General features: G+C 70.3%; 16 protein-coding genes and 1 pseudogene. 10 read left to right on the plus strand and 7 right to left on the minus strand.

Annotation, left to right across the window (positions count from 1 at the left end; translation table 11 throughout):
• The first annotated feature begins 540 nt into the window (after positions 1–540).
• From ACGF2Y_RS17810 to ACGF2Y_RS17820, 3 genes are all read left to right on the plus strand, one after another.
• The gene (locus ACGF2Y_RS17810; RefSeq protein ID WP_392947989.1) at positions 541–6,891 is read left to right on the plus strand and encodes an RHS repeat-associated core domain-containing protein; all 6,351 of its coding nucleotides are present in this window, start codon (positions 541–543) and stop codon (positions 6,889–6,891) included.
• Between the two features lie 69 nt (positions 6,892–6,960).
• Positions 6,961–7,533, plus strand: a complete 573-nt coding sequence (locus ACGF2Y_RS17815) for a hypothetical protein (RefSeq protein ID WP_392947991.1) — start codon at positions 6,961–6,963, stop codon at positions 7,531–7,533.
• Positions 7,534–7,771: 238 nt separating this feature from the next.
• Positions 7,772–8,314 carry a hypothetical protein gene (locus ACGF2Y_RS17820; RefSeq protein ID WP_392947993.1) on the plus strand — a complete coding sequence of 181 codons (543 nt, stop codon included), beginning with the start codon at positions 7,772–7,774 and terminating at the stop codon, positions 8,312–8,314.
• Here the strand turns inward: ACGF2Y_RS17820 and pip are convergent.
• Positions 8,275–9,315 (minus strand): prolyl aminopeptidase, encoded by a 1,041-nt coding sequence (gene pip / locus ACGF2Y_RS17825; RefSeq protein WP_392947996.1) that lies wholly within the window; start codon positions 9,313–9,315, stop codon positions 8,275–8,277. The genes ACGF2Y_RS17820 and pip overlap by 40 nt on opposite strands.
• 94 nt (positions 9,316–9,409) lie before the next feature.
• On the opposite strand from pip, the pseudogene ACGF2Y_RS17830 reads away from it, so the two are divergent.
• Positions 9,410–9,556 (plus strand): annotated as a pseudogene (locus tag ACGF2Y_RS17830) (VOC family protein); the annotation flags it as partial.
• Positions 9,557–9,605: 49 nt separating this feature from the next.
• The gene (locus ACGF2Y_RS17835) at positions 9,606–10,118 is read left to right on the plus strand and encodes a cupin domain-containing protein (RefSeq protein WP_392947999.1); all 513 of its coding nucleotides are present in this window, start codon (positions 9,606–9,608) and stop codon (positions 10,116–10,118) included.
• Between the two features lie 277 nt (positions 10,119–10,395).
• Here ACGF2Y_RS17835 and ACGF2Y_RS17840 read toward each other — a convergent pair whose 3' ends face one another.
• The gene (locus ACGF2Y_RS17840; RefSeq protein WP_392948001.1) at positions 10,396–12,501 is read right to left on the minus strand and encodes a serine/threonine-protein kinase; all 2,106 of its coding nucleotides are present in this window, start codon (positions 12,499–12,501) and stop codon (positions 10,396–10,398) included.
• Between the two features lie 137 nt (positions 12,502–12,638).
• A complete protein-coding gene (locus ACGF2Y_RS17845) occupies positions 12,639–13,499 on the minus strand; it encodes an SDR family oxidoreductase (RefSeq protein ID WP_392948004.1) in 861 nt (286 codons plus the stop codon).
• 215 nt (positions 13,500–13,714) lie between these two features.
• Between ACGF2Y_RS17845 and ACGF2Y_RS17850 the strand changes: the two genes are divergently transcribed.
• From ACGF2Y_RS17850 to ACGF2Y_RS17860, 3 genes are all read left to right on the plus strand, one after another.
• Positions 13,715–14,476, plus strand: a complete 762-nt coding sequence (locus ACGF2Y_RS17850; protein ID WP_392948007.1) for an SDR family oxidoreductase — start codon at positions 13,715–13,717, stop codon at positions 14,474–14,476.
• A 37-nt stretch (positions 14,477–14,513) separates the two neighbouring features.
• Positions 14,514–15,428: a LysR substrate-binding domain-containing protein gene (locus ACGF2Y_RS17855; protein ID WP_392948010.1), complete on the plus strand. Its 915-nt coding sequence runs from the start codon at positions 14,514–14,516 to the stop codon at positions 15,426–15,428.
• A 104-nt stretch (positions 15,429–15,532) separates the two neighbouring features.
• Positions 15,533–15,862, plus strand: a complete 330-nt coding sequence (locus tag ACGF2Y_RS17860; protein WP_392948012.1) for a nuclear transport factor 2 family protein — start codon at positions 15,533–15,535, stop codon at positions 15,860–15,862.
• A 111-nt stretch (positions 15,863–15,973) separates the two neighbouring features.
• Here ACGF2Y_RS17860 and ACGF2Y_RS17865 read toward each other — a convergent pair whose 3' ends face one another.
• The 3 genes from ACGF2Y_RS17865 to ACGF2Y_RS17875 all read right to left on the minus strand — a co-directional run bounded on the left by ACGF2Y_RS17865 (position 15,974) and on the right by ACGF2Y_RS17875 (position 19,281).
• On the minus strand, positions 15,974–17,533 hold the full coding sequence (locus tag ACGF2Y_RS17865) for a helix-turn-helix domain-containing protein (RefSeq protein ID WP_392948014.1): 1,560 nt from the start codon (positions 17,531–17,533) through the stop codon (positions 15,974–15,976).
• Positions 17,534–17,630: 97 nt separating this feature from the next.
• Entirely contained in the window at positions 17,631–18,437 is an 807-nt protein-coding gene (locus ACGF2Y_RS17870; protein WP_392948017.1) for an SAM-dependent methyltransferase, read from the minus strand.
• Complete coding sequence (locus tag ACGF2Y_RS17875; protein WP_392948020.1) at positions 18,412–19,281, minus strand: helix-turn-helix domain-containing protein; 870 nt, start codon at positions 19,279–19,281, stop codon at positions 18,412–18,414. Before ACGF2Y_RS17875 ends, ACGF2Y_RS17870 begins: the two co-directional genes overlap by 26 nt.
• A 285-nt stretch (positions 19,282–19,566) precedes the next feature.
• On the opposite strand from ACGF2Y_RS17875, the gene ACGF2Y_RS17880 reads away from it, so the two are divergent.
• Both ACGF2Y_RS17880 and ACGF2Y_RS17885 read left to right on the plus strand, forming a co-directional pair.
• A complete protein-coding gene (locus ACGF2Y_RS17880; RefSeq protein ID WP_392948023.1) occupies positions 19,567–19,965 on the plus strand; it encodes a hypothetical protein in 399 nt (132 codons plus the stop codon).
• 464 nt (positions 19,966–20,429) lie between these two features.
• Entirely contained in the window at positions 20,430–21,938 is a 1,509-nt protein-coding gene (locus tag ACGF2Y_RS17885; RefSeq protein ID WP_392948024.1) for an FG-GAP-like repeat-containing protein, read from the plus strand.
• A 209-nt stretch (positions 21,939–22,147) separates the two neighbouring features.
• Here the strand turns inward: ACGF2Y_RS17885 and ACGF2Y_RS17890 are convergent, their stop codons facing one another.
• Positions 22,148–22,333 carry a DUF6336 family protein gene (locus ACGF2Y_RS17890; protein ID WP_392948026.1) on the minus strand — a complete coding sequence of 62 codons (186 nt, stop codon included), beginning with the start codon at positions 22,331–22,333 and terminating at the stop codon, positions 22,148–22,150.
• Positions 22,334–22,362 lie beyond the last annotated feature (29 nt).

Genomic DNA, 22,362 nt, shown 5'->3' on the forward strand with positions numbered 1-22,362 from the left:
TCAGGATTGGCGAACAGCTGTGATGTCTCGGTGCGTTGGGCGAGCACCTCGGCCGGTCGGCCGGTTTTCGAAGCCTGCGCAGTGGCCGCGGCCGTGGCGTCGTTCTTCGATACTTGAGGCGTCGTGGCCGCCTCGGATTCCGCGGCTGCGGCTTCCTGCTGGTAGTGGGGAACACCGAGCGCCAGGAGGGCGGCGAGTGTTGCCGCCCCCGTGATGCCCCGCTTTGTTCTCCATTTGGTCTTGCGTCGCAAACGTTCCATTAGAGAAGTCCCCTCCCGAGTGAGTACGAGTCGCACCCTAGAACGTGGGGGAAGCGTGATGAAAGTAATGCCCTGGTGATGCCGTATCGAATGGCTGATTTGGTGGTGGTGATTCTTCTTATTTCGGTTCATCTCTCAATGAAGTGCACACTCATTTATGTGCGGCGTAATCGGATCTGGCTGAATCGTTGCGCACGAACTGCGCTGAACCTGTGGAGTCCCTGCTAGCTTCCGTCCTCAGCCATGACCTTTTGCGGCAACAGGGTGGGGAGTTCTGCGCATGCTTACGGGTGGGGACGTCAGTACGGGACGGGTGAGAGGACGGGCGCGACCGGTAGCCGCCGTCCTCGCCGCGTTCCTGTTCGCGGGACTGCTGGGCGGGCCGGTAGCGGCAGCCGCCGAGCTCGACCTGCTGGGGCTGGGAAAGCCGGACCCGGTGCCCACCGACGAGGTGAAGAAGAAGGGTGCGGGCAAGCCCGACCAGACTTCCCGGCATCCGTGGAAGAAGGCCAAGGTCGCCTGGCCCGAGCCGGGCACGGCGACTCCCGCGCTCCGTGCCAACGGAGCTCAGGTGAAGGCCGGCGCCCTCCCCGTCAGCGTGGGCCTGGCCGGCTCCGGGGCGGTGAAGCCGACGAAGAAGTCCGCCGCCCGAACGTCCGCTTCCGGTCAGGCTCCGAAGGCCGGCCCGAAGAAGGTCCAGGTCCAGGTCCTCGACCGCGCCACCACCGACGCGCTGGACGTCGAGGGCGTCGTGTTCGCCCTCCGCCCCACCGCGGGGGCCGAGGGCGCCGTGGACGTCAAGGTCGACTACTCCGGCTTCCGGAACGCCTACGGCGGTGACTGGGCCTCCCGCCTCACGCTGAGGACGCTCCCCGCCTGTGCGCTGACCACCCCGGGCAAGAAGGGCTGCGTCACCGGCGAGGCCCTCCCCACCAGCAACGACGTGAAGGCGGGCTCGATCGAGGCTGCCGTACGGCTGCCCGCGGCCACCGCGGAGACCACCTCCCGCACCGCGGGCGCCGACCCCGTCGCGCCGAAGGCCGGCGCCCGTGCGGTCTCCAGCGGCACCGTGCTGCTGGCCGCGACAGCCGCTGCGGCCGGCTCGTCCGGCGACTTCGGGGCCACCTCGCTCGCCCCGTCCGCGTCCTGGTCCGCGGGCGGCTCGACCGGGGCGTTCTCCTGGACGTACCCGATCTCCGCACCGGGCGTCGCGGGCAGTGCGGTTCCGGACCTGAAGCTGGGCTACTCCTCGCAGTCGGTCGACGGCCGTACCGCTTCGACGAACAACCAGGCCAACGGCATCGGCGACGGCTGGTCCATGGAGCCGGGCTACATCGAGCGCCAGTACATCTCCTGCACCGAGGACACGAAGAACAGCACCACCACCGCCAAGGTCGGCGACCTGTGCTGGAAGAAGGACAACGCCGTCATCAACCTCGGCGGCCGGTCCAACACCCTGATCAAGGACTCCACCACCGGTGAGTGGCACCTGGAGAGCGACGACGGCACCAAGGCCGAGAAGTTCACCAACACCTCGCTGGCCAACGGTGACAACGACGGTGAGTACTGGCGGGTGACGACCCCGGACGGTACGCGCTACTACTTCGGCTACAACCGCCCGAAGGGCTGGACCACGGGCAAGGACGAGACCGAATCGACCTGGACCGTGCCGGTCTTCGGCAACCAGAGCGGTGAGCCCTGCTACGCGGCGTCGTTCAAGGACGCCTGGTGCCAGCAGGCCTGGCGCTGGAACCTGGACGCGGTCATCGACCCGCACGGCGACGCCATGACGTACTACTGGGACAAGGAGACCAACTACTACGGTCGCAACGTCAACCCCAACACGGGGGCGTCCACCGCGACCCCGTACATCCGCGGTGGCGCACTGAAGCGCATCGAGTACGGTCTGCGGTCCAGCAACTTCTACGCCGAGCCCGCAGCCAAGATCGACTTCACGAACAGCGAGCGCTGCCTGAGCGACTGCGACACCTTCGACAAGGCGCACGCGAAGAACTGGCCCGACGTCCCCTTCGACCGGTACTGCGCCAAGGGCACCGAGTGCAAGGACCGCTACTCGCCCTCGTTCTGGAACCGTAAGCGTCTGACGAAGATCGACACGTCGGTGCTCGTCGGCACGGCCTTCAAGCCGGTCGACACCTGGACCCTCGCCCACCAGTTCCCCGCGACCGGCGACGGCAGCGATCCGGCGCTCTGGCTGAAGTCGATCACCCGCACCGGTCACGGCGGAACCGGATCCGTCACCCTCCCCTCCGTGACGTTCAAGGGCCAGGCCCTGCCGAACCGCGTCGAGGGAGCCACCACCGGAGGCGACCCGGACCCGGTGCCGCCACTGTGGCGCTACCGCGTCCACGGCATCGACACCGAGACCGGCGGCACGATCGGCGTCACCTATTCGCCGCCCGACTGCAAGGCGGGCAGCATCCCCACGCCCACGTCCAACAAGCGGCGCTGCTATCCGGTGAAGTGGTCTCCGCCGGACGCCCCGGCCGCGGACTACGAGCCGTACCTCGACTGGTTCCACGCCTACGTCGTCACCCAGATCCTGGAGACCGACAAGACGGGCGGCGCCCCCGCCAAGCAGACGGACTACGCGTATCTGGACGGCATGGCCTGGGCCAAGTCCAAGGACGACGAGTTCACCGACGCCAAGCACCTCACCTACGGCGACCGCAAGGGATACGGCCGGGTCCAGGTGCGCAGCGGCGTCGCACCGGACAAGCGGACCCTGAAGGAGTACCGCTACTTCCGGGGCATCGACGGGGCCGCGGTCAAGGACCACGAAGGCGTCGCCGTCACCGACAGAGAAGCCTTCGCCGGCATGACCCGTGAAGAGGCCACGTACAACTGGGACGGTGGCAAGCTCGAAACCACCACCAGTCACGAGCCGTGGCGCTCGGCCGCGACGGCCACGGAAACCCGTGCCGAAGGTCTGCCCACCCGCTACGCGTACGCCACGGCCGGCAAGAGCGAGCAGACCCGTACGGCCGTGGGCGCGGGCTGGCGCACCACCCGCACCGAACGCACCTTCGACGCCCTCGGCCAGACGCTGACCGAGTCCTCGCTCGGGGACACGGCGAAGACGGGCGACGAGGAGTGCACCACCAACACCTACGTCCGCAACGCGTCGCGCAACATCCTCACGACGATCTCCGAGACCAGGACCGTGGCCAAGGCCTGCGGTACGACGCCGTCCCTTCCGGCGGACCTGATCTCGGCAGCGCGCCACTACTACGACGGTGCGACCAGCCTGACCGCCGCACCGGTCAAGGGCGATGTGACGCGGCTCGACGAGCAGGATGCCAAGGGGACCGGTTACCTCACCACCGCCACCCACACCTACGACCCGCACGGCCGGGAGAAGACCTCCACGGACGCCCTGAAGAACACCACCAGGACCGACTACGCTCCTGCCACCTTCAAGGCGCCGACAACGGTCACCGTGACCAACGCCCTCGGCCACGAGGCGACCACCACCCGCGACCCGGTGCGTGGCGTGGTCACCTCAGCGGTGGACGCGAACGGCAAGCGCACCGACGCCGTCCACGACGGTCTCGGCCGCGTGCTGAAGGTGTGGGAGCCGGGCTGGGCCAAGGCCGACCACGCGGACAAGCCCTCGGCGGAGTACGGCTACACGATCTCCAAGAGCGCCGCGAACGCCGTCGTCACCAAGACGCTGAAGCAGAACGGCGACTACCGAACCACCTACGCGCTCTACGACGGTCTGCTGCGCGAGCGCCAGACGCAGGCCCCGGCCACCGGCACCCAGGACCGGATCATGACCGAGACCCACTACGACACCCGTGGCTGGGCCTGGCAGACGTACGCCCCCTACTACGCCAAGGGCGCACCGTCGGCGGCCCTGTCCTCCGCCGCGGTGAACACCGTGCCGGCGGCGGTGCAGAACCACTTCGACGGGCTGGGCCGGGTCACGGACGCCCTGTCGGTGAAGTTCGGCGACGAGCAGTGGCGCAGCAGGACGGCGTACGAGGGGGACCGCACCACCGTCATCCCGCCGAAGGGCGGCACGGCCACCACGACCGTGACGGACGCGCGCGGACGCACGACCGAACTCCTCCAGTACACGAACACCGCACGTACGGCGTCCCAGAAGACGACGTACGCGTACGGCAAGTACGACGAGCCGAGCAAGGTCACGGACCCCGACGGCAACGTCTGGAGCTACACGTTCGACAGCCGGGGTCAGAAGACCAAGAGCGATGACCCGGACAAGGGCGTCACGGAGACGACGTACAACGACCTCGGCCAGCCGGTCACCACGACCGACGAACGCGGTGTCACGCTCACCACGGAGTACGACGTGCTGGGCCGCAAGACCGAGGTCAAGCAGGGCGACACCCTGTTGTCGAAGTGGACCTATGACACTCTCGCCAAGGGCCGGCTGACCAGCAGCACGCGCTACGCCGGGGGCGCCGCGTACACCACGGCGACCGACGGCTTCAACGACCGCTATCAGCCGACGTCCACGACGAGCACCGTTCCTTCCGCCGCAGGTGGCCTGGCGGGCACCTTCACCTGGAAGTACGGATACCGGCCGGAGACCGGGGCGCTGCTCTGGACCCTGAATCCGGCCGTGGGCAACATACCGGCCGAGCGGGTGACGACGAACTACAACGGCGACGATCAGCCGTTCCGTACCAGTGGCCAGTACGACGCGCTGGTCTCGAACACGCGGTACGACGTCTTCTCCAGGCCAGTACGTACTGAATTCAGCGCGAACCTCGGCAAGAAGGCCTACAAGACGCAGGTCTACGACGAACACACCGGCCAGGTCGTTCGGCAGACCACCGACCGGGACGTCGCTCCCCAGCGCGTGGACGACACCACGTACGCGTACGACCCGGCGGGCAACGTCACCGGAGTGACCAACGTCAGCGGCCAGGACGCGCAGAAGTCCACCGACACCCAGTGCTTCACCAATGACCCGCTGGGCCGGCTGACCGAAGCGTGGACGGCGAAGACCGACTGCGCGGCGGCCCCCTCGGCCTCCACGGTCGGCGGTCCGGACGCGTACTGGCACAGCTACGGCTACGACAAGCTCGGCAACCGCACGCAGCAGACCGAGCACGCCACCTCGGCCGGGACGACGGACGCCGTCACCGACTACACCCAGCCGGCTCCCGGCAGCGACCGGCCGCACGCGGTGCAGCAGGCCTCCGTCACCGGCGGACCGGACGACGGGCGTACGAGCACCTTCGCGTACGACAAGACCGGCAACACGACCAAGCGCACCATCGGCTCCAAGGTCCAGAGCCTGACGTGGGACGCCGAAGGCCACCTGGCGACGCTCACCGAAGCCGGCAAGCAGACCAGCTACACGTACGACGCCGACGGCAACCGCATCATCGCGAAGAACGGCGACGGGTCCAGCACCCTCACGCTCCCCAACGGCGATCAGCTGAACCTCGCGGCGAACGGCACGAAGACCGCGACCCGGTACTACACGCACAACGGCGAGACGGTGGCGGTGCGCAACGGCAATGCCATCGCCTACCTGATCAACGACCACCAGGGCACGGCGATGACGGCCATCGCGGTCGGCACGCTCGGCCTGACCCGCAGGAAGCAGCTGCCGTTCGGCGGTCTGCGCTCCGAGCAGTCGGCGGTCTTCGGCAACCGTGGCTTCGTCGGCGGCACGAACGACCCCACAGGCCTCACGCACCTGGGCGCCCGCGAGTACGATCCGGTCCTGGGCCGATTCCTGTCCGTCGACCCGGTCATCGACTTCAATGATCCGGCTCAGATGAACGCCTACAGCTACGCCCACAACAGCCCGCTCACCAAGTCGGATCCGACGGGCCTGCGCCCGGACGGTCCGGTGGGCGGCAACTCGTACAACGACGAGCGGTGGGCGAACGACCGGGGGATGACGGCCGGCTATACGAAGAAGAGCGGCAAGTGGGTCTGGAAGCAGGCACCGAAGAAGGACGCTGATTCACAGCGGAAGTACAGGAACTACCGGGCCAACCCCGCCCACTACATGATCGACGACAAGCACGCCCGCAAGTACGCGGCCGATGCCAAGGCTCAGCGCAAGAAGTTCTACGATGACCGAGCTCGCGATGCTGCCGCGGAGCAGCGCAAGAAGGACGGCATCTTCGGCAGCATCATGAAGGGCAACTGGGGCGCGGCTTGGGAAAATACGGTAGATGCATTCGTCAACCCTCAGGACCACTGGAGGGGATGGCTGGAGGTGGGAGCTTTTGCAGTCTGCGTCGCTTCCCTGGTGGGCTGTGTTTTCGTCAGCGCTATTGTGGTTGGCGCGAAGTACGCCGCTGACTACGGCGAGCATGGTCCTGCAGTAGCCGGTGTGAACTTCCGTGCGAATGCGACAGGGGCGTTGATAGGGTTGGGTCTGGCCAAAGTCGGCGGGGTGGCGATCAATCATTTCGCCAAGGGTGCGGGAATCGGAAGGAACCTTCCGATGGGGAGACATGCTTCGACGGGGTCCGGGAAGCATGCGGCGCCCAAACGAGGTGCGCATGCGGCACGCCCAGACAGGATGTTCCGCGGGGGAGTGGTCGGTGCCAACACTCTCCTGGGTCAGGCGGGCTGTGGTACGACGATGAACGCGCCATCCTGGTGTGGCTGAGCATCTGGTGTGATCGCCTGGGTGGGTCTGCGTCCGCAGGTCCACCCAGGCCCAATGAGGTGATTGGTGATGTCGAGAAACGTCACAGCCGTAACGCGAAAAGGTAATGAGTTCTACAGCAAGGTCCGCTACCTGGGGCTGGCGGGTTCCGCTGCCATGTTCGCGTGCGGGGTATTTCTCGCGGCAAGTCCGGGTGGTAGTGGCGAGCCGCTGATCAACCGGTCGATGGTCGGTGGAGCGATCAGTGCCGCGATTGCATGGCTGGCCTGGGTCCTCACCTATCGCCCTCGTATCTACCTGCTTGGTGAATCGATCGCCGTGCGAAATTGGTTCACGGAGACAGTCATCCCCTATCGTTGCATCGCGCGGGTGCGGACGGGCGGCGGACTGACACTTGAACTCAGGGGTGGGTATGAGATCAGGGCCTGCGTCGTCGGGAAGTCTCCTGCTGGGGAATGGTGCGGATATCCATCGGCCAAAAAGATAAAGAGGTCCATCCTCCCTCTTCTGGGGCAGGGTGGGATGGATTCCGGTGGAGAGATCCGGGAAAAGCTCTCGCTTTCGCTGAAGGTCCCCGTTCTTGTGGCCGGGCTGCATGGCGTCTGCTATTTTGCGCTGAAGTACATCTTCCATGTTGCTTGAACTGGGCTCTTATTCGGTCTTTGAGTGAGAGGCGGGGGAGTGTCCGTCGCAGTCACGGTCACCGGCCTGTTCTGGATGGCATTCACCGGCTGTTGATGCCGTCTACGGCGTACCTCGCGCCCGACGGCTCCGGTCGCCGGCCCCTGCGAGGGGCCGGCGACCGGGAACGCGTCTGGGATGCGTACCCTCCGTCTTGCCGTCGCCGACGGGAGGACCGTTCGTAGGAGGGGGTACGGAGATGCGAACCACGGAGACCAGGGTGTTCCGTCGTGCCGCGTATGTGTGGTTTCCCGTGGTCGCGGGGGTCGCGGGCTACGTCTGTGCGGTTCTGGTCGCGAGTCCGTTGGTCCGGGAGCCGACGCCGGCGTTCGTGATCGCCGGATTCGTGGTCTTCATGTGGGCGATCGGATGGGACTCCGCCATCCGCAGCACCGACCGTCATGTGTCCTTCACGAACATCCTGCTGACCACGACTGTCGCCTGGACCGATGTCAGACAGGTGGACATGGAGGGTGGGCTGGGTATCACCTTGAGGGACGGGAGCGAGCTGTCCTCGATCGCGTTCGGCGGTTCGCTGCTGGGGGATCTCACCGGTTACCGGACTCACCGACCGGCCTTCCGGCAGCTTCGGCAGATCCACCGCAAAGCACTCGCGTCGAAGCGCCGCGGCGACCGACAGGGGCCGGTGCAGCGGAAGTTGTCGTTCGCCTGGCGACGGCTCCTCTGCGCCCTCGCCGTCGTCTACGTTCCGCTCATGGCCGTCGTCGTCCTGTCGCGGTGAGCTGGATCGCCGGGAGCCCGCCCGTGTCCCTCACACCCCGCGAACCCGTCCAGAGCCCTCAGCACCGCCCGCCGGGTCTCCGTGCCGCCCATGTGGCCCGCGTTGTCGATGATCGTCAGTTCGGCGTCCGGCCAGGCGCGGTTGAGTTCCCAGGCGGTGATCAGGGGGCTCGCCAGGTCGAAGCGGCCGTGGATCAGGGTGGCCGGGATGCCGGTGAGGCGGTGCGCCCGGTCGAGCAGCCGGCCTTCCTCCAGCCAGGCGCCGTGGGCGAAGTAGTGGGCGCAGATCCGGACGAACGCCTGCTGGGCGCGGCCCGGACGGCTGCTGTACGGGGGCGGGCCCGGGATCGCCTCCATCGAGATGACCGCGTCCTCCCAGGCGCACCAGTCGGCCGTGGCCTTCTCCCGTACGGCGGCTTCCTCGCTCTCCATGCGGCGGGCGTACGCCGTGACCAGGCCGGTCGGGTCGCTGGTCTCGGGGACGCCCGCGCGGAAGGCGTCCCAGGCCTCGGGGAAGAGCTGGCCGGCGCCTCGGTAGAGCCAGTCGATCTCGCTGCGGCGGGTCGTCGTCACCGAGGGGATGACCACCTCCGTGACCCGCTCCGGGTGCTCCTGGGCGTACGCCAGGATCAGGGTCGAGCCCCAGGAGCCCCCGTACAGCAGCCACTTGTCGATGTTCAGGTGTTCCCGCAGGCGTTCCATGTCGGCGATCAGGTGTGCTGTTGTGTTGTGCGCCATGTCTGTCGCCGGGTCGCTCGCGTGCGGTGTCGAGCGGCCGCAGCCCCGCTGGTCGAAGAGGACCACCCGGTAGCGGTCCGGGTCGAAATACTGGCGGGCGCGGGGCGAGCAGCCGGAGCCGGGGCCGCCGTGCACGACCAGGGCCGGCTTGCCGTCCGGGTTGCCGCAGACCTCCCAGTGCACGAGGTTCCCGTCACCGACGTCCAGCATGCCGCTTCCGTACGGTTCGATCGGCGGGTACGGGTCGTTCGGTTCGCGGCGCACGGAGTCGTTTCTCCTCGGTCGGCAGGTGGACGGACGGGTGGTCAGTCACGTTACGCGGACACGGTTGTCAGAGGCGGCCCGTACGGTTGTGACCATGGCAGCACGCATCGATCTGACCCTGGACTGCACCGACGCCCAACTTCTCGCCGCTTTCTGGTAGCCGGCCCTGGGCTATGTGGACCTTCCCCCGCCGCCGCCGTTCGCGACCCGGGAGGAGTGGTTCGCCCAGGCCGCCGCGCCTGCCCCGGCGGCCGCCCCTTCTGCTCCGCCCGCCGCGTAGCCTGGACGCCGTGAACGCTGCTCCCCGGGTCCTCGCCGTCGTCGATGAACTCCTAGCCTCCGCCGAACCAGGCGGGCGCGGCGCGCTGTGGCATCTGGCGGAGGCGGGGCGGGAGTTGGATGCCAATCTGGTGCGCCTGCCGCCGGGCGCCGAGGTCGGTGAGCATCAGGAGGACGTGCTCGACGTGTTCCTGGTCGTGCTGGAGGGCGGGGGGACCGTCAGGACGGGGGACCGGGCCCTGCCTCTCGGGCCCGGCACCGTCCTCTGGCTGCCCCGCTCGTCCCGGCGTGCACTCGCCGCCGGGCCGGACGGGCTGTTGTACCTCACTGTCCATCGCCGCCGCCCCGGACTCGCGATCAAGCCGCCGAGCGGGGCGTACGAGGGTGGCGATGGCGGCAAGGGGTACGAAGGCGGCGAGGGGCCCTGCATGCTGGACCGGGTCTGCCCGGAGTGCGGGAGGCTGTCGCAGGACCCCGCGCCGGTTTTCTGCAGCCGGTGCGGGGAGCGGTTCCCCGAACGGTGACCCGGGCGGGTCGTGACCGGGATGCGGCGCGGTGAGCGGGGCGCGCGAGTGAGGGGGCGGGCGTGGGGGAGGAGGCGGGCCGGCGGTGAGCCCGCGCGGGCCAGGGGCCTGGTGAGCCCGTGCTGCCCAGGGTCTGGTGGTCCCGTGCCGCCTGGTGCCTGGTGCCTGGTGAGCCCGCGTGGCCCAGGGGCCCGGTGAGCCTGTGCTGCCCAGGGTCCGGTGAGCCTGTGCGGGTCTGTCGGGTCTGTCGGGTCTGCCGGGTCCACCGGGTCGGGCCTCAGTGTCCCTTGCACTCCGTCAGGTCCGGGCGGCCCGGCGGGTTCTTGTTGCCCACCAGGCCGGACAGGTTCTCCTTGTACATGTCCTCCCAGATCCTGCCGTCCAGGATCGTCCGGAGCGCCGAGCACACCTCGCCCTTCAGGATCGGGGTCTTCGGCCGCATCGCCACGCCGTAGCCCTCCGCGCCCTGGATGTTCTCCAGCCGCCGCACCTTGCCCGGGTTGGCCTCGACGTACCCGGCGAGAATGATGTCGTCCGAGGCGACCGCGTACACGTCGGACTTCGGGTCCAGCAGCTTGTCCAGGCAGTCCTGGTAGGTGTTGGGCTGCGACTTAGCCAGGGTGAAGCCCTGCTTCGGCAGCGTCTTCTCGTACGTCGACTCCCGTGCCGTGCACACCTCGACGCCCAGGTCCACCAGGTCGCTGGAGTCGTTGATCGTGTACTTGGCCGACTTCTCACGGACCAGGAAGCCCCGGCTCGCCTCGTAGTACGGGCCCGCGAAGTCGACGCTGTAGCCGCCGGGCGAGGCCGTCTTGCGGTCGTCGGTGATGCTGTACGACGCGATGACCAGGTCCACCTGCTTGGTCTTCAGTGCGGTGCTCCGGTAGTCCGTGGCGACCGTGGTGAAGGCGACCTCGCCCTTGCCGTAGCCCATGCTCTCGGCGATCGCGTAGGCCAGGTCGATGTCGTAACCCTCGTACGTACGCGTCTTCTTGTCGAACTTGCTCAGTCCGGGCTGGTCGTCCTTGACGCCGATCTCCAGGGTGGGGTGCGTGTCCTTCCACCGTTCCTGGGTGCCGCTGCCGTCCTGGCCCCCGCCCTGCCCCTGGCCCCGCGTCGAGCCCGCGCGGTCGCCGGTTCCGCCGTCCTCGCCGTCGCCCCGGGCGGCCAGCCAGCCCGCCCCGGCCAGCAGGGTCACGCACACCACCGCCGCGGCCGCCCTCCGGCCCCGGCGCCGGCGCCGGGCGCGCTGTCCGTTCGTCGTCGCGGGGGTGGGCGCGGGCGCCGGAGGAGGCGGGGTGACCGGAGCAGGTGCGGGCGTCGAAGGGTTCGGTGTGGTCACCGCCGTCGGCGGGTGCGTCGCCGAGGCCGCCGCACCGGCGTGCGGCGCGGCCGGGTCCCCGAGCACCTCGCGGAGCATCGCCTCCGCCGTGGCCGCGTCCAGCCGCTCCCTGGGGTCCGTGATCAACAGCCCCTGGATGACGGGGGCGAGGGGACCGGCGTACCGGAGGGCCGGGTCGGGGGACTGCCGGATGTTCTCCTGGACCTCCCACACCTCGTGCCCGGCGAAGGGCACGCGGCCCTCGACCGTCTCGTACAGCGTGATGCCGAGCGCCCACAGGTCGGAGGCGGGCGTGGGGCCCGGGGAGGCGGCGAAGAGCTCGGGTGCCAGGTAGGAGGGTGTGCCGATGACGCTGCCGGAACGGGTCACCCGGTCCGCGCCCTCGAACGTGGCGATGCCGAAGTCCACCAGGATCGCGAGGCCGTCGTCCCGGACGAGGACGTTGCCCGGTTTCACGTCGCGGTGGACGACCGATGCCGCGTGGACCGCCCGCAGGCCCTGGAGGACCTGGAGGCCGATGTTCGCGGCCCTCGGCACGGCGAGGACCTGTTCGCTGCTCAACAGGTGTCCCAGGGACCTCGCTTCGAGCAGCTTCATCACGATCCAGACCTGGTTGTCGGTCTCGACCTGGTCGTGGACCGTCACCACGTTCTGGTGCTCGATCTTGGCGATGGCCTCCGCCTCGCGCCGCGCCCGCTGCAGCGCGGCCGTCTGGGTGGCCGCGGTCATGGCGTTCCGGTCGAGCAGCCCCTTGACGGCGACGAACCGGCGCAGCCGCCGGTCGTGGGCCTTCCAGACCTCGCCCATCCCGCCGCTGCCGATCGGCTCCAGCAGCTCGTAGCGGCCGTCGATCACGGTGCGGGGGGAGGGGGAGGGAGGGGGCGGGGGTGGAGACGGAGGCGGGGTGCCGTGCGGCGGGGTGCCCGGCTGCTCCGGAGTTGCTCCCGCGTCCGGCGACCGGGGGGCGTTGCCCGCCCGGCGGTCCTCGGGACCGCCGGGAGCCCCGTCGCCCGGTCCGCCGACCCTGTCTTCGTTGTGCATACGACCCCCTGTGCACTCCATGGACCACGCCAGATTAGACGTTCCGTCATGCTCGGATGTGCTGTCCTGACGTGCCGGCCCGGCGTGCTGCTGCGCGCTTGGAGAGAGCCCCGGCGGGCGGCGCTGCGGACCGGACCCTAGGAAGCCGCGCCGCCGTTGCTCTTCAGCAACTGGCCGTTGACCCACTGCCCTTCGGGCGAGCACAGGAAGTCCACCAGGTGCGCGGTGTCCTGCGGGGTGCCGACGCGGCCGAGCGGGGTGCCCCCGGCCAGGGCGTCGCGCAGGTCGTCGGTCATCCAGCCGGTGTCCACCGGGCCGGGGTTGATGACGTTCGCCGTCACCCCGAGGTGGGCCAGCTCGTGCGCGGCGGCCAGGGTGATGCGGTCCAGGGCCCCCTTGCTCGCGCCGTAGGGAAGGTTGCCCACGGTGTGGTCGCTGGTGAGCGCGACGATCCGGCCCGTCGCGGTGCCGGGCGCGGTTCCGGGGGTGGTCCCAGGCGTGGTTCCGGGCGTGATGCCGGACGCGCGGTCCGGTGCGCCGCGGAAGCGCAGCCCGTACTCGCGGATCAGCAGCCAACTGGCCCGCGAGTTCACCGCGAAGTGCCGGTCGAACGCCTCCACGGTGGTGTCCAGCAGCCCCGAGTCCACCGACTCCGCGTGCGAGAGGACGAGCGCGGTCACCGGGCCGCCGAGGTGCTGTTCCGCTTTGTCGAAGATGCGGGTCGGCGCGTCCGGGTCGGACAGGTCCGCCTCGATCGCCGCCGTACGGGCCCCGGCCTCCGCCAGTTCCTTCGCGATGGACTCGGCGGCCCCGGGCTCGGCGCCCCAGTCCATGCGGCGGTCGTACGGCGTCCAGTAGGTGAAGGCGATGTCCCATCCGGAGACCGCCAGCCGGCGGGCGATGCCCGCGCCGATACCGATGCTGCGGCCGACGCCGGTGATCAGGGCGACGGGGCGGGACGGTCCAGGGGCGGACGAAAGCTGTTCGGTGGTCGTCACGTGGTGATCCTTCGCGACCCGTACGCGTACGTCAATGGCCTTTTCCGGCCCCCGGGCGGCGCCCTTGCGCCCGCGCTGACCTGCGGTGACCCAACTTCCTGGTGGGCCGACAGGATCTTTGTGTTTCCCCGTGGCGGGGATGCGCTCCTAGCGTGGTCAGCGGAAACTACGACGAATGCCGCACATCGGACTGCGGTCGAGTGGGAGGAACCGTCATGAGTGAGCAGCAGAAGTCGCTGGCCGGCAGGACCGCGGTGGTCGCCGGTGGTGCGAAGAACCTCGGTGGTCTGATCAGCCGCACGCTCGGCGAGGCCGGCGCGAACGTCGTCGTCCACTACCACAGCGAGAACACCTCGGCCGATGCCGAGAAGACGGCGGAGGCCGTACGGGGCACGGGCGCGCAGGCCGTCGTCATCCGCGAGGACCTGACCCGCGTCGAGGGGGTGCGGAGCCTCTTCGACCAGGCGCTGGACGCCTTCGGCGGGGTGGACGTCGCCGTGAACACCACCGGCATGGTGCTGCGGAAGCCGATCGGCGAGACGACCGAGGAGGAGTACGACCGCATGTTCGCGATCAACTCCAAGGCGGCGTACTTCTTCCTCCAGGAGGCCGGTGCGCGCCTCAACGACGGCGGCCGCATCGTCAGCCTGGTCACCTCCCTGCTCGCCGCCTTCACCGACGGGTACGCCACCTACGCCGGCGCGAAGGCCCCGCTGGAGCACTTCACCCGGGCGGCGGCCAAGGAGTTCGCGCCGCGCGGTATCGCGGTGAACAATGTGGCCCCGGGGCCGATGGACACGCCGTTCTTCTACCCGCAGGAGACGCCGGAGCGGGTGGAGTTCCACAAGTCCCAGGCGATGGGCGGGCGGCTCACGGAGATCGAGGACATCGCGCCGCTGGTGAAGTTCCTGGTCACCGAGGGCGGCTGGATCACCGGCCAGACGATCTTCGCCAACGGCGGCTACACGGTCCGCTGACCACCCCGCGCAGCGACCGAGGGCCTGGAGAGACCGCGTGAGTCTGGACCTGCGGAAGCTGGAGCATCTCGTCGCCGTCGCCGAGGAGGGCGGGTTCACCCGCGCGGCCGAACGGCTGCACCTCAGCCAGCAGGCGCTGAGCACCTCCGTCCGCACCCTGGAGCGGTACGTCGGTGTCCAGCTCCTGGACCGAGGTCACCAGCACGTCACCCCGACCCCGGCCGGGCAGGCCCTCATCGACGACGCACGGGCCCTCAGCGCCCAGGCGCTCGCCGCCCTGGACCGCGCCCGCCGCATCGGGCGCGGCCGGGCGGGGCACCTGCGCGTCGGCCACACCCCGGCCGTCACCGCCGAGGAGGTCGTCGAGCTGCTGACCCGGGCCGGTACGGAGGAACACGGCATCCAGGCCCACGTCCGCCAGCTCTTCCCCGACGAACTGCGCGAGCAACTCCTCACGGGCGCCTGCGACCTGGGCCTGAGCCGTGCCATGCCCGCCGGGGCGGGCCTGACCCGGGCCCGGATCGCCGAGCACCGCCTGCGGGTCGCCGTCCCCGCCGGGCACCCGCTCGCCGCCCGGTCCACGGTGGCCCTGGCCGACCTGCGGGGCCAGCCGCTCACGGTGTGGGGCGAGCCGGGCTCGTCCGCGTACACGGATCTCCTGACCGGCCTGTGCCGGCAGGCGGGCGTCGAACCGGACACCCGGCGCAACCCGGTCCAGGGCACCCCGCCCATCACGGCCGTCACCGCGACCGGCCGCATCGCCTTCGTCACGACGGCCCCGGGCCCGGCGGCGGGCGGCGCGGCCCACGTCGTCGACCTGGACCCGCCCGTCCAGGTTCCGGTCCACGCGCTGTGGCCCCCGCACACGACGTGTCCGGGTCGGGACCTCTTTCTCAGCCGGGCCGGCGACACCCCTGCGGAAGCCGCCGCTCACGAGGACCCCTCACCATGAACGCCACCTCCCGGCACGCCCGACATGCGGTGGCGGGTGTGCCGACAGAGACTCGGTGAGGCTCTCCGGGACGCCCGTTCCCGGACGCGCAGAGGAGGAACACGATGACCACATCGACCAGCGACCCGGTGGTGGAGAAGTTCATCGCCGCGGTCAACGCGGGCGACAAGGACGCCTTCTACGCCGACGTCCTCACCGAGGACGCCACCATGTCCGACGACGGCAGCGAACGGGACCTGGCGGCGTGGACGGAGAAGGAGATCTTCTCCCCGAAGGCCAACGGCCGCATGAAGGTCGTGGACGCCTCCGACGACGGCCGCACCCTCGTCGTCGACTACACGAACGACACCTGGGGCACGATGCGGACCCGCTGGGTCTTCACCGTCACCGGCGACCGCGTCAGCCGCTTCGAGACGGGCCAGGCGCCGTCCTGACCCCGGCCGCCCGTTCGACGCCGGTCACCGGTCACCGGTCACCGGTCGCCGGTCGCCATGAGCCGGTTGCTGCTCACCGGTCACCGCCGCCCGCCGCCCGCCGGTCATCGGTTACAGGCGGCGGTAGGTGCGGCCGCCGCGCCGGGGGAGGGCCGCCGGGTCGTCAGGGCCGGTCCGGGTGGCCCTCAGCGCGAGGTGGAGCTCGGCGCGCACGGTGGCGTCGGCGAGGTTGCGCGCGAGGTGTTCGGCGCACTGGGTGAGCCAGATCGCCAAGGTGGTGCGGTGGACGTGCAGTTCGGCTGCGGCGGGGGCGGTTCTGGCGTGGTGGCGCAGCCAGCAGGCCAGTGCGATCCGCAGGTGCGTCTCCAGACCGCCGACCAGGCCGCTCGCCCAGGCGCGGGCCGCCTCGGTGTCCAGGAGGCCGTCCGGCAGCGTGTCCAGCCGGGCCGACCGGGGCACTCCGCCGTCGCTGTCCCCGCCGCCGCTGTCCCCGCCGCCGCTGTCCCCGCTCCCGCTGCTGCTGTCCCCGCTGCCGCCTCCGCCCTTGCCTCCGCTCCCGCTCCCGCTCCCGCCTCCTCCGTCATCGTCGTCAGGGATGGGGGCGCGGAGGGCGAGCAGCAGATGCGCTTGCACGGTGGCGTCCTCCAGGTCCGCGTCGAGCAGCCGGGAGAGGTCGCGTATCCGGGCCCGTACCGTGCCGGCGGACAGCCCGAGTGCGGCGGCGGCGCGGGGCTTGCTGCCGGTGCGGAGCCACACCAGGAGCAGGTGCTGATGGGCCGGAGTCAGCGGACGCAGCACGGATCCTGCCCACCGCGTGTACGCGGCGGCGGGCAGGAGGGGCGCGAGCCGGGAGGTGCCGACGGCTTCGGCGGGGACGATGCGGCGGGCGGGGGTGGCGCTGTGCCGGGCCGCGGCGGCGCCGCTGTGGGCGGTGGGCATCTCGGCCAGGGGCAGCGGTCCGGCCATGCCCGCGAGCAGGCGGTGCCGCTCGCTCACCCGCGAGACCAGGCGCAGGATCCGCCCGTCGTCGCCGCCGTGGTGGAGCTCGGCGACGACGAGTTCGCCGTCCATCCGGCCCATCAGGGTGCAGGCGTCGGCGTGCGGGGCGAGGGAGGGGCGTACCGCCCGCCAGAGGACCTCGTGGGCGGCCGGGACGTCGGCGCCGGCGAGCCGGTAGACCGTGACGTGCGTGAGCCTGTTCCCGTCCAGGGTCTCGGTGACGGTGGTGGTGTGGCCGGTCAGCAGCAGCCGGATGAGGGTGGTGTGCAGCCGCATCTGCTCGCCCCGCAGCTCCGCCGCCCGCTGCCCGCGCACCTCCAGGAGCGCCGCGGTGGTCGCGGCGACGTGGCCGGTGTGCTCCGGGGGCGCGGTGGGCGCCGGGGCCACGACGAGGACGGCCCCGGCCGCCGGGATCAGGACGCAGCGCGGGTGTTCCTGCGGGGCGGCGGCCGCGTGCACACCGTCGGCGGCCGCGGCGGCGGGGGTGCTGTAGACGGCCCCGGCGATCGGGTCGGCCAGTACCGCCCAGCCCTGGACCAGTGACGCGGCCTCGGCGATCAGATGGGCACCGGAGCGGGTCGCCGCCCGCAGCAGCCGGCCCGCCGTTTCCCGCCCGTCCCGGGCACCCCACGAGCCGGCGGCCTCGCGGTCGGTCGTGCCTGTGGTGCTCATGCGCAAGCCTCTGCGGGCCGTGCGCGCCGCGCATGGGAAGTCCTGTGCGCGGCGCGGCAGTTACGGACGTGGTCAGGGCGTGTCGGCGGATCAGGGCCTAGGGGACGCGGGCGACCGCGCCCCACCCGGCCCGTGCCGTGGTGGTGCCGGTATTCGCGTCGGGCCGCCAGTTCGGCCAGGACACCATGCCCGGCTCCACCATCTCCAGCCCGTCGAAGAACGCGATCGTGGTCTCCGGCTCCCGGAAGATGTACGGGATCGCGCCGCTCGCGTTGTACTCGTCCTGGACGGCGCGGTGGGCGTCGTCGGAGGCGGTGGAGTGGCTGAGCGAGAGGTAGCTGCCGGAGGGCAGCCGGTCCACCAGGCGCCGTACCAGGGACAGGGCGTCGTCCCAGTCCACGATGTGCCCCAGGACGTCACTGATGACGAGGGCGACGGGCTGCGTCAGGTCCAGGGTCTTGGCGGCCCCGGTGAGCACCGTCCCGGTGTCGCGCATGTCCGCCTCGACGTAGGCGGTCGCACCCTCGGGGGCGCTGGTCAGCAGCGCGTGGACGTGCAGGAGCACCAGGGGGTCGTGGTCGACGTAGACGATCCGGGACTCCGGGGCTATCCGCTGGGCGACCTCGTGCGTGTTGTTCGCGGTCGGCAGCCCCGCGCCGACGTCCAGGAACTGCCGTATTCCGGCGTCCCGGGCGAGATGGGTGACCGTACGGCGCAGGAAGTCCCGGGATTCCTTCGCGAACGTCTCGATCAGCGGGTACTTCTCACGGTAGGCGTCGCCCGCCGCCCGGTCGGCCGGGAAGTTGTCCTTGCCGCCGAGCCAGTAATTCCAGACACGTGCGGAGTGCGCGACGCTCGTGTCGATCTGCGCGGGCAGTTCAGGCCCATTTCCGGTCGTACTCATCCTGTAACACCTCTCCTGTTCGGGCCGGCCGCATCGCCATCACGCACGACACGTCCAGCATTCCCTGATACGTCTGTACGGGGTGGGGGCTGTCCCACACCTCCGCGGTGCCGGGCAGCCCGCCCTCCCGCACCACATGGTCCGCGATCTCCCGGATCTCCACCCGGTACAAGGTCAGCGCCGGGACTCCGGTCAGCGGGTGGGGCGGCGCGTACTCGGGATGCAGCTGGACCGTCACATCCCCTCGCTCCGCGATCTGCTGGAGCGTTCTGACCTGCTCGCGCATCACCTCGTTGCCGCCCACCCGGCAGCGGAGCGCGGTGACGGGCAGCACCGCCCAGAGCCGGGCCTGCTGTTCCTGGAGCCGTTTCTGACGCTCGACCAGGAAGTCCGCCCGCCGCTGCCGCCCGGCCGCGTCCCGGCCGGGGCACATGATCTCGTCCACGGCCATCGCGTAGGCCGGGGTCCGCAGCAGCAGCGGCACCAGCGCCGGATCCCATGTGCGTACGACACTGGCCGCGGACTCCACGCTCATCAGGTCCATCAGCCACGGGGCCATCGCGTCCCGCCACGGATGCCACCAGCCGGGCATGTTCGCGGCGTTCAGCCGGCCCATGATGTCGTCGGTCTCCGCCGCGCCCGCCCCGTAGGCGTCGAGCAGGGCGGACACCTGCCCCACGTCGAGGGAGGTCTGCGCCTGCTCCAGCCGTCGCAGCGTCGTGGGATGCCATCCGAGCTGGGCGGCGGCCTGCGGGACGGACAGGCCGGCACCCTCGCGCAGGTGCCGCAGGCGGGCCACCAGGACCAGGTGCTGCGCCGTACGCCCCGACCTCTCGCGCGCCACGGCTTCCCCCCTCCCCGGTCCGGTCCTGTTCCGGCTCGATCTATCCGACATTCCGCGCAGTCTGCGCACAGTGCACACAGCGCACCTTGCGACGCTCGCACGGCGCTCTCAAGGTAAGCATGTCCGACTGTGTCGCATGCCAACTCGGTGAGACCGGACCGATCTTGCCTCTCCTCCTCGGTCTCCCCTTCCTGCCGCCTTCCCCGCCCCCCCCGCCCCAGCCGTTCCGTGCACTGCCGTTCCACGCACCGTCGTTCCGGCGGCCCGTTCTCTGGAGCCCACCCGATGAGCCACCTGACCCACCTGACCCGACCGACCCGCCCGAACCTCCGGTCCGTCGTCGGGTCCGCTCGGCCCGTCCCGGCCCGCCCGCTCGATCTGCGTGTCCGCGCCCAGCGGATCCAGATCGACGAACTCATCGTCGACGACCCCCGTCAGGTGCTCGCCCACGCCGGTCAGGCTGTGCTCGACGACCCCGAGGCGGCCGCCCTGCTCGGGCTCAGCCCGGCCGGCCCGCTGCCGCTCCCGGCGGCGGCCGCGCTGCTGTGCGCGCTCTACGACACCGACGCCCTCACGGCCATGGGGCTCCGCCTCACCCGCCACACCACCCGCGTCTCCGCCTCCGACCAGCAGACGGAGCCCGTCTCCCTGGTGCGGTCGACCAACCCGGCCCAGGAGGGCTGAGCTTTCGGCCGGACAGGCGTCCGTGACGCGCTGAGGGCGGGGCGGGGCACATGGGTTGCAGGACCCACTGGCTGAATCAGGTCCAAATTCTGCGCGAAATAACTACAACCCTCGCGCAAGTGACACAACTCACGTCCGCAAAGGGGTGTTTGCAGTGCTTTACTTGCCTGTTCTCGCCTGGCTCGATCTTGCCGCTGCTGATTTCATTCGGTGATCGGCAATGCCAGGCCAGGGGGGATCTCTTTCGGCGGGTCACGCCGACGCGTCGTTCGCATGACGTCGACTCGTGTGTTGTGACGTGTATTCGTGTGACGTGATGCGCATGACGACGGGAGGGGCGTCGGGCGGATCGAGCGCCGAACGGCTCCTCGCGCAACTCGCATAAAGCAGTACTCGCATAAGCAGTGGCGGACGACGCCCCCCTCCTCGTCGTCCTTCGATCTACAGCAAGGATGATTCCCACCGTGGCCCGTACACGCACACGCCTCGCCATACTCGGAACGGTCCTGGCCGCCACCGCCGGCTCTGCCACCTTCACCGGTACGCACGCTGTGGCCGTTGCCGGGTCCGCCGCCCCCGCCGCTCTTCAGGCATCCACCGTGCGCCTCCACATCGGTGAGGGCGACACCACCCGATCCTGTTCCGGCGCGCTGGTCGACCGCCAGTGGGTGCTGACCGCGGCGAGCTGTTTCGCCGCCAACCCCGGCGAATCGGTGGAGATCCCCGAGGGCAAGCCCGCCCTGAAGACCATGGCGACCATCGGCCGCAGCTCGCTGTCGGGCACCGGCGGACACGTCTCCGACGTCGTCGAGCTGATCCCCTCCGCCGGCCGCGACCTGGTCATGGCCCGTATCGCCGTGCCCGCCACCGGCATCACGCCCTTTGCGGTGAGCGCCACTCCCGCAGGCCAGGGCGACACCCTGCGGGCGGTCGGTTTCGGCCGCACCAAGACGGAGTGGGTGCCGGACACGGCCCACGCGGCATCGATGACGGTGGGTTCGGTCTCCGCCGCCGAGCTGTCCTTGACCGGTGCCACCGCGAACGACGCGCTGTGCAAGGGCGACACCGGGGCTCCGCTGCTGCGCGACACCGCCGACGGCGTCGAGCTCCAGGGCATCGCCACCCGCTCCTTCCAGGGCGGCTGCCTGGGTGTGACCGAGACCCGCACCGACGCCCTCGCCACGCGCACCGACGACGTGGCCGACTGGGTCGCGACGACCGTGAAGCGGTCGTGGGCGCTGCTGATGACGTCCACCGACTTCAACGGTGACGGCAAGGGCGACCTGCTCGCCGTCGACGCGGACGACGAGCTCCTCTACCTCCACCCCGGTAACGGCAAGGGCGGGTTCGGCGCGCCCGTCAAGGTCAGTCCGGGCCGGTGGAGCGGGATGCGCATGCTGAGCACCGCCGACTTCACCGGAGACGGCAAGCCGGACATCCTCGGCACCCACACCAGCGGCAGCCTCTACCTCTACCCCGGCAACGGGAAGGGCGGCGTCACCGGGTCCTCGATCGTCGGCAGCGGATGGGGGAACATCCGGCTGCTCGGTGCCGGTGACTTCAACGGTGACAAGAAGGCCGACCTGATGGCCCTCCACACCAACGGCACCCTCTACTTCTACGCGGGCAAGGGCAAGGGCTTCGCCGCCGGTGTCCAGGCCGGCACCGGGTGGGGCGACATGCGCCTGATCGCCGGCGGTGAGTTCACCGGCGACGGCCGGATCGACATCTACGCCGTCCACGACGACGGCAGCCTGCACCTCTACGCGGGCAAGGGCAACGGCACCTTCAACGCCGGCGTCAAGACCGGTGCCGGCTGGCAGAACTTCCGCATGCTCGACTCCGCCGACTTCAACGCCGACAAGAAGCACGACCTCATCGGCCTGCACGCCAACGGCAACACCCTTGCCTACCCGGGCAAGGGCAACGGCAGCTTCGGAGCCCCCGTCATCACCCCGCCCCCGGCGAACTAAGCGCAACCGCTGCGCACTTCGTGCCTCACCCTCCGTACGGACGACGCCTCCGCCGCCAGCCTCGAACGGCTGGTGGCGGAGGCGTTCGGCCGTCATCCTCCGCACAGGTCCTTCCGGTCGGACCGGTGGGCGCGACGCGCGGCAGACCGGGCGTCTCCCCCCGCCCGCGCAGGTGCCGAGGATCTCGGCGCAGCCGGACGCCGCCCCGGTCAGCAGTCCCAGAAAGGTGCCGCCTCCAGCAGGTCGACACGGGTGTCGTGATCCCGCAGGACGAGCGCGGCGACGATCACGCAGATCGCGGCCCCCACGCCGTACGCCGCGCCACGCGCCACGACGCCGCCAAGTCGCAGACGCGGTTCGAGTACCCCGTTCGTATCTCTGCTCGTGCGGGCCATGCGGGTGCAAACACAAGTGTCAGGCCGGC

This window comes from Streptomyces sp. NPDC048142, from assembly GCF_043202835.1.
Lineage (GTDB): Bacteria > Actinomycetota > Actinomycetes > Streptomycetales > Streptomycetaceae > Streptomyces.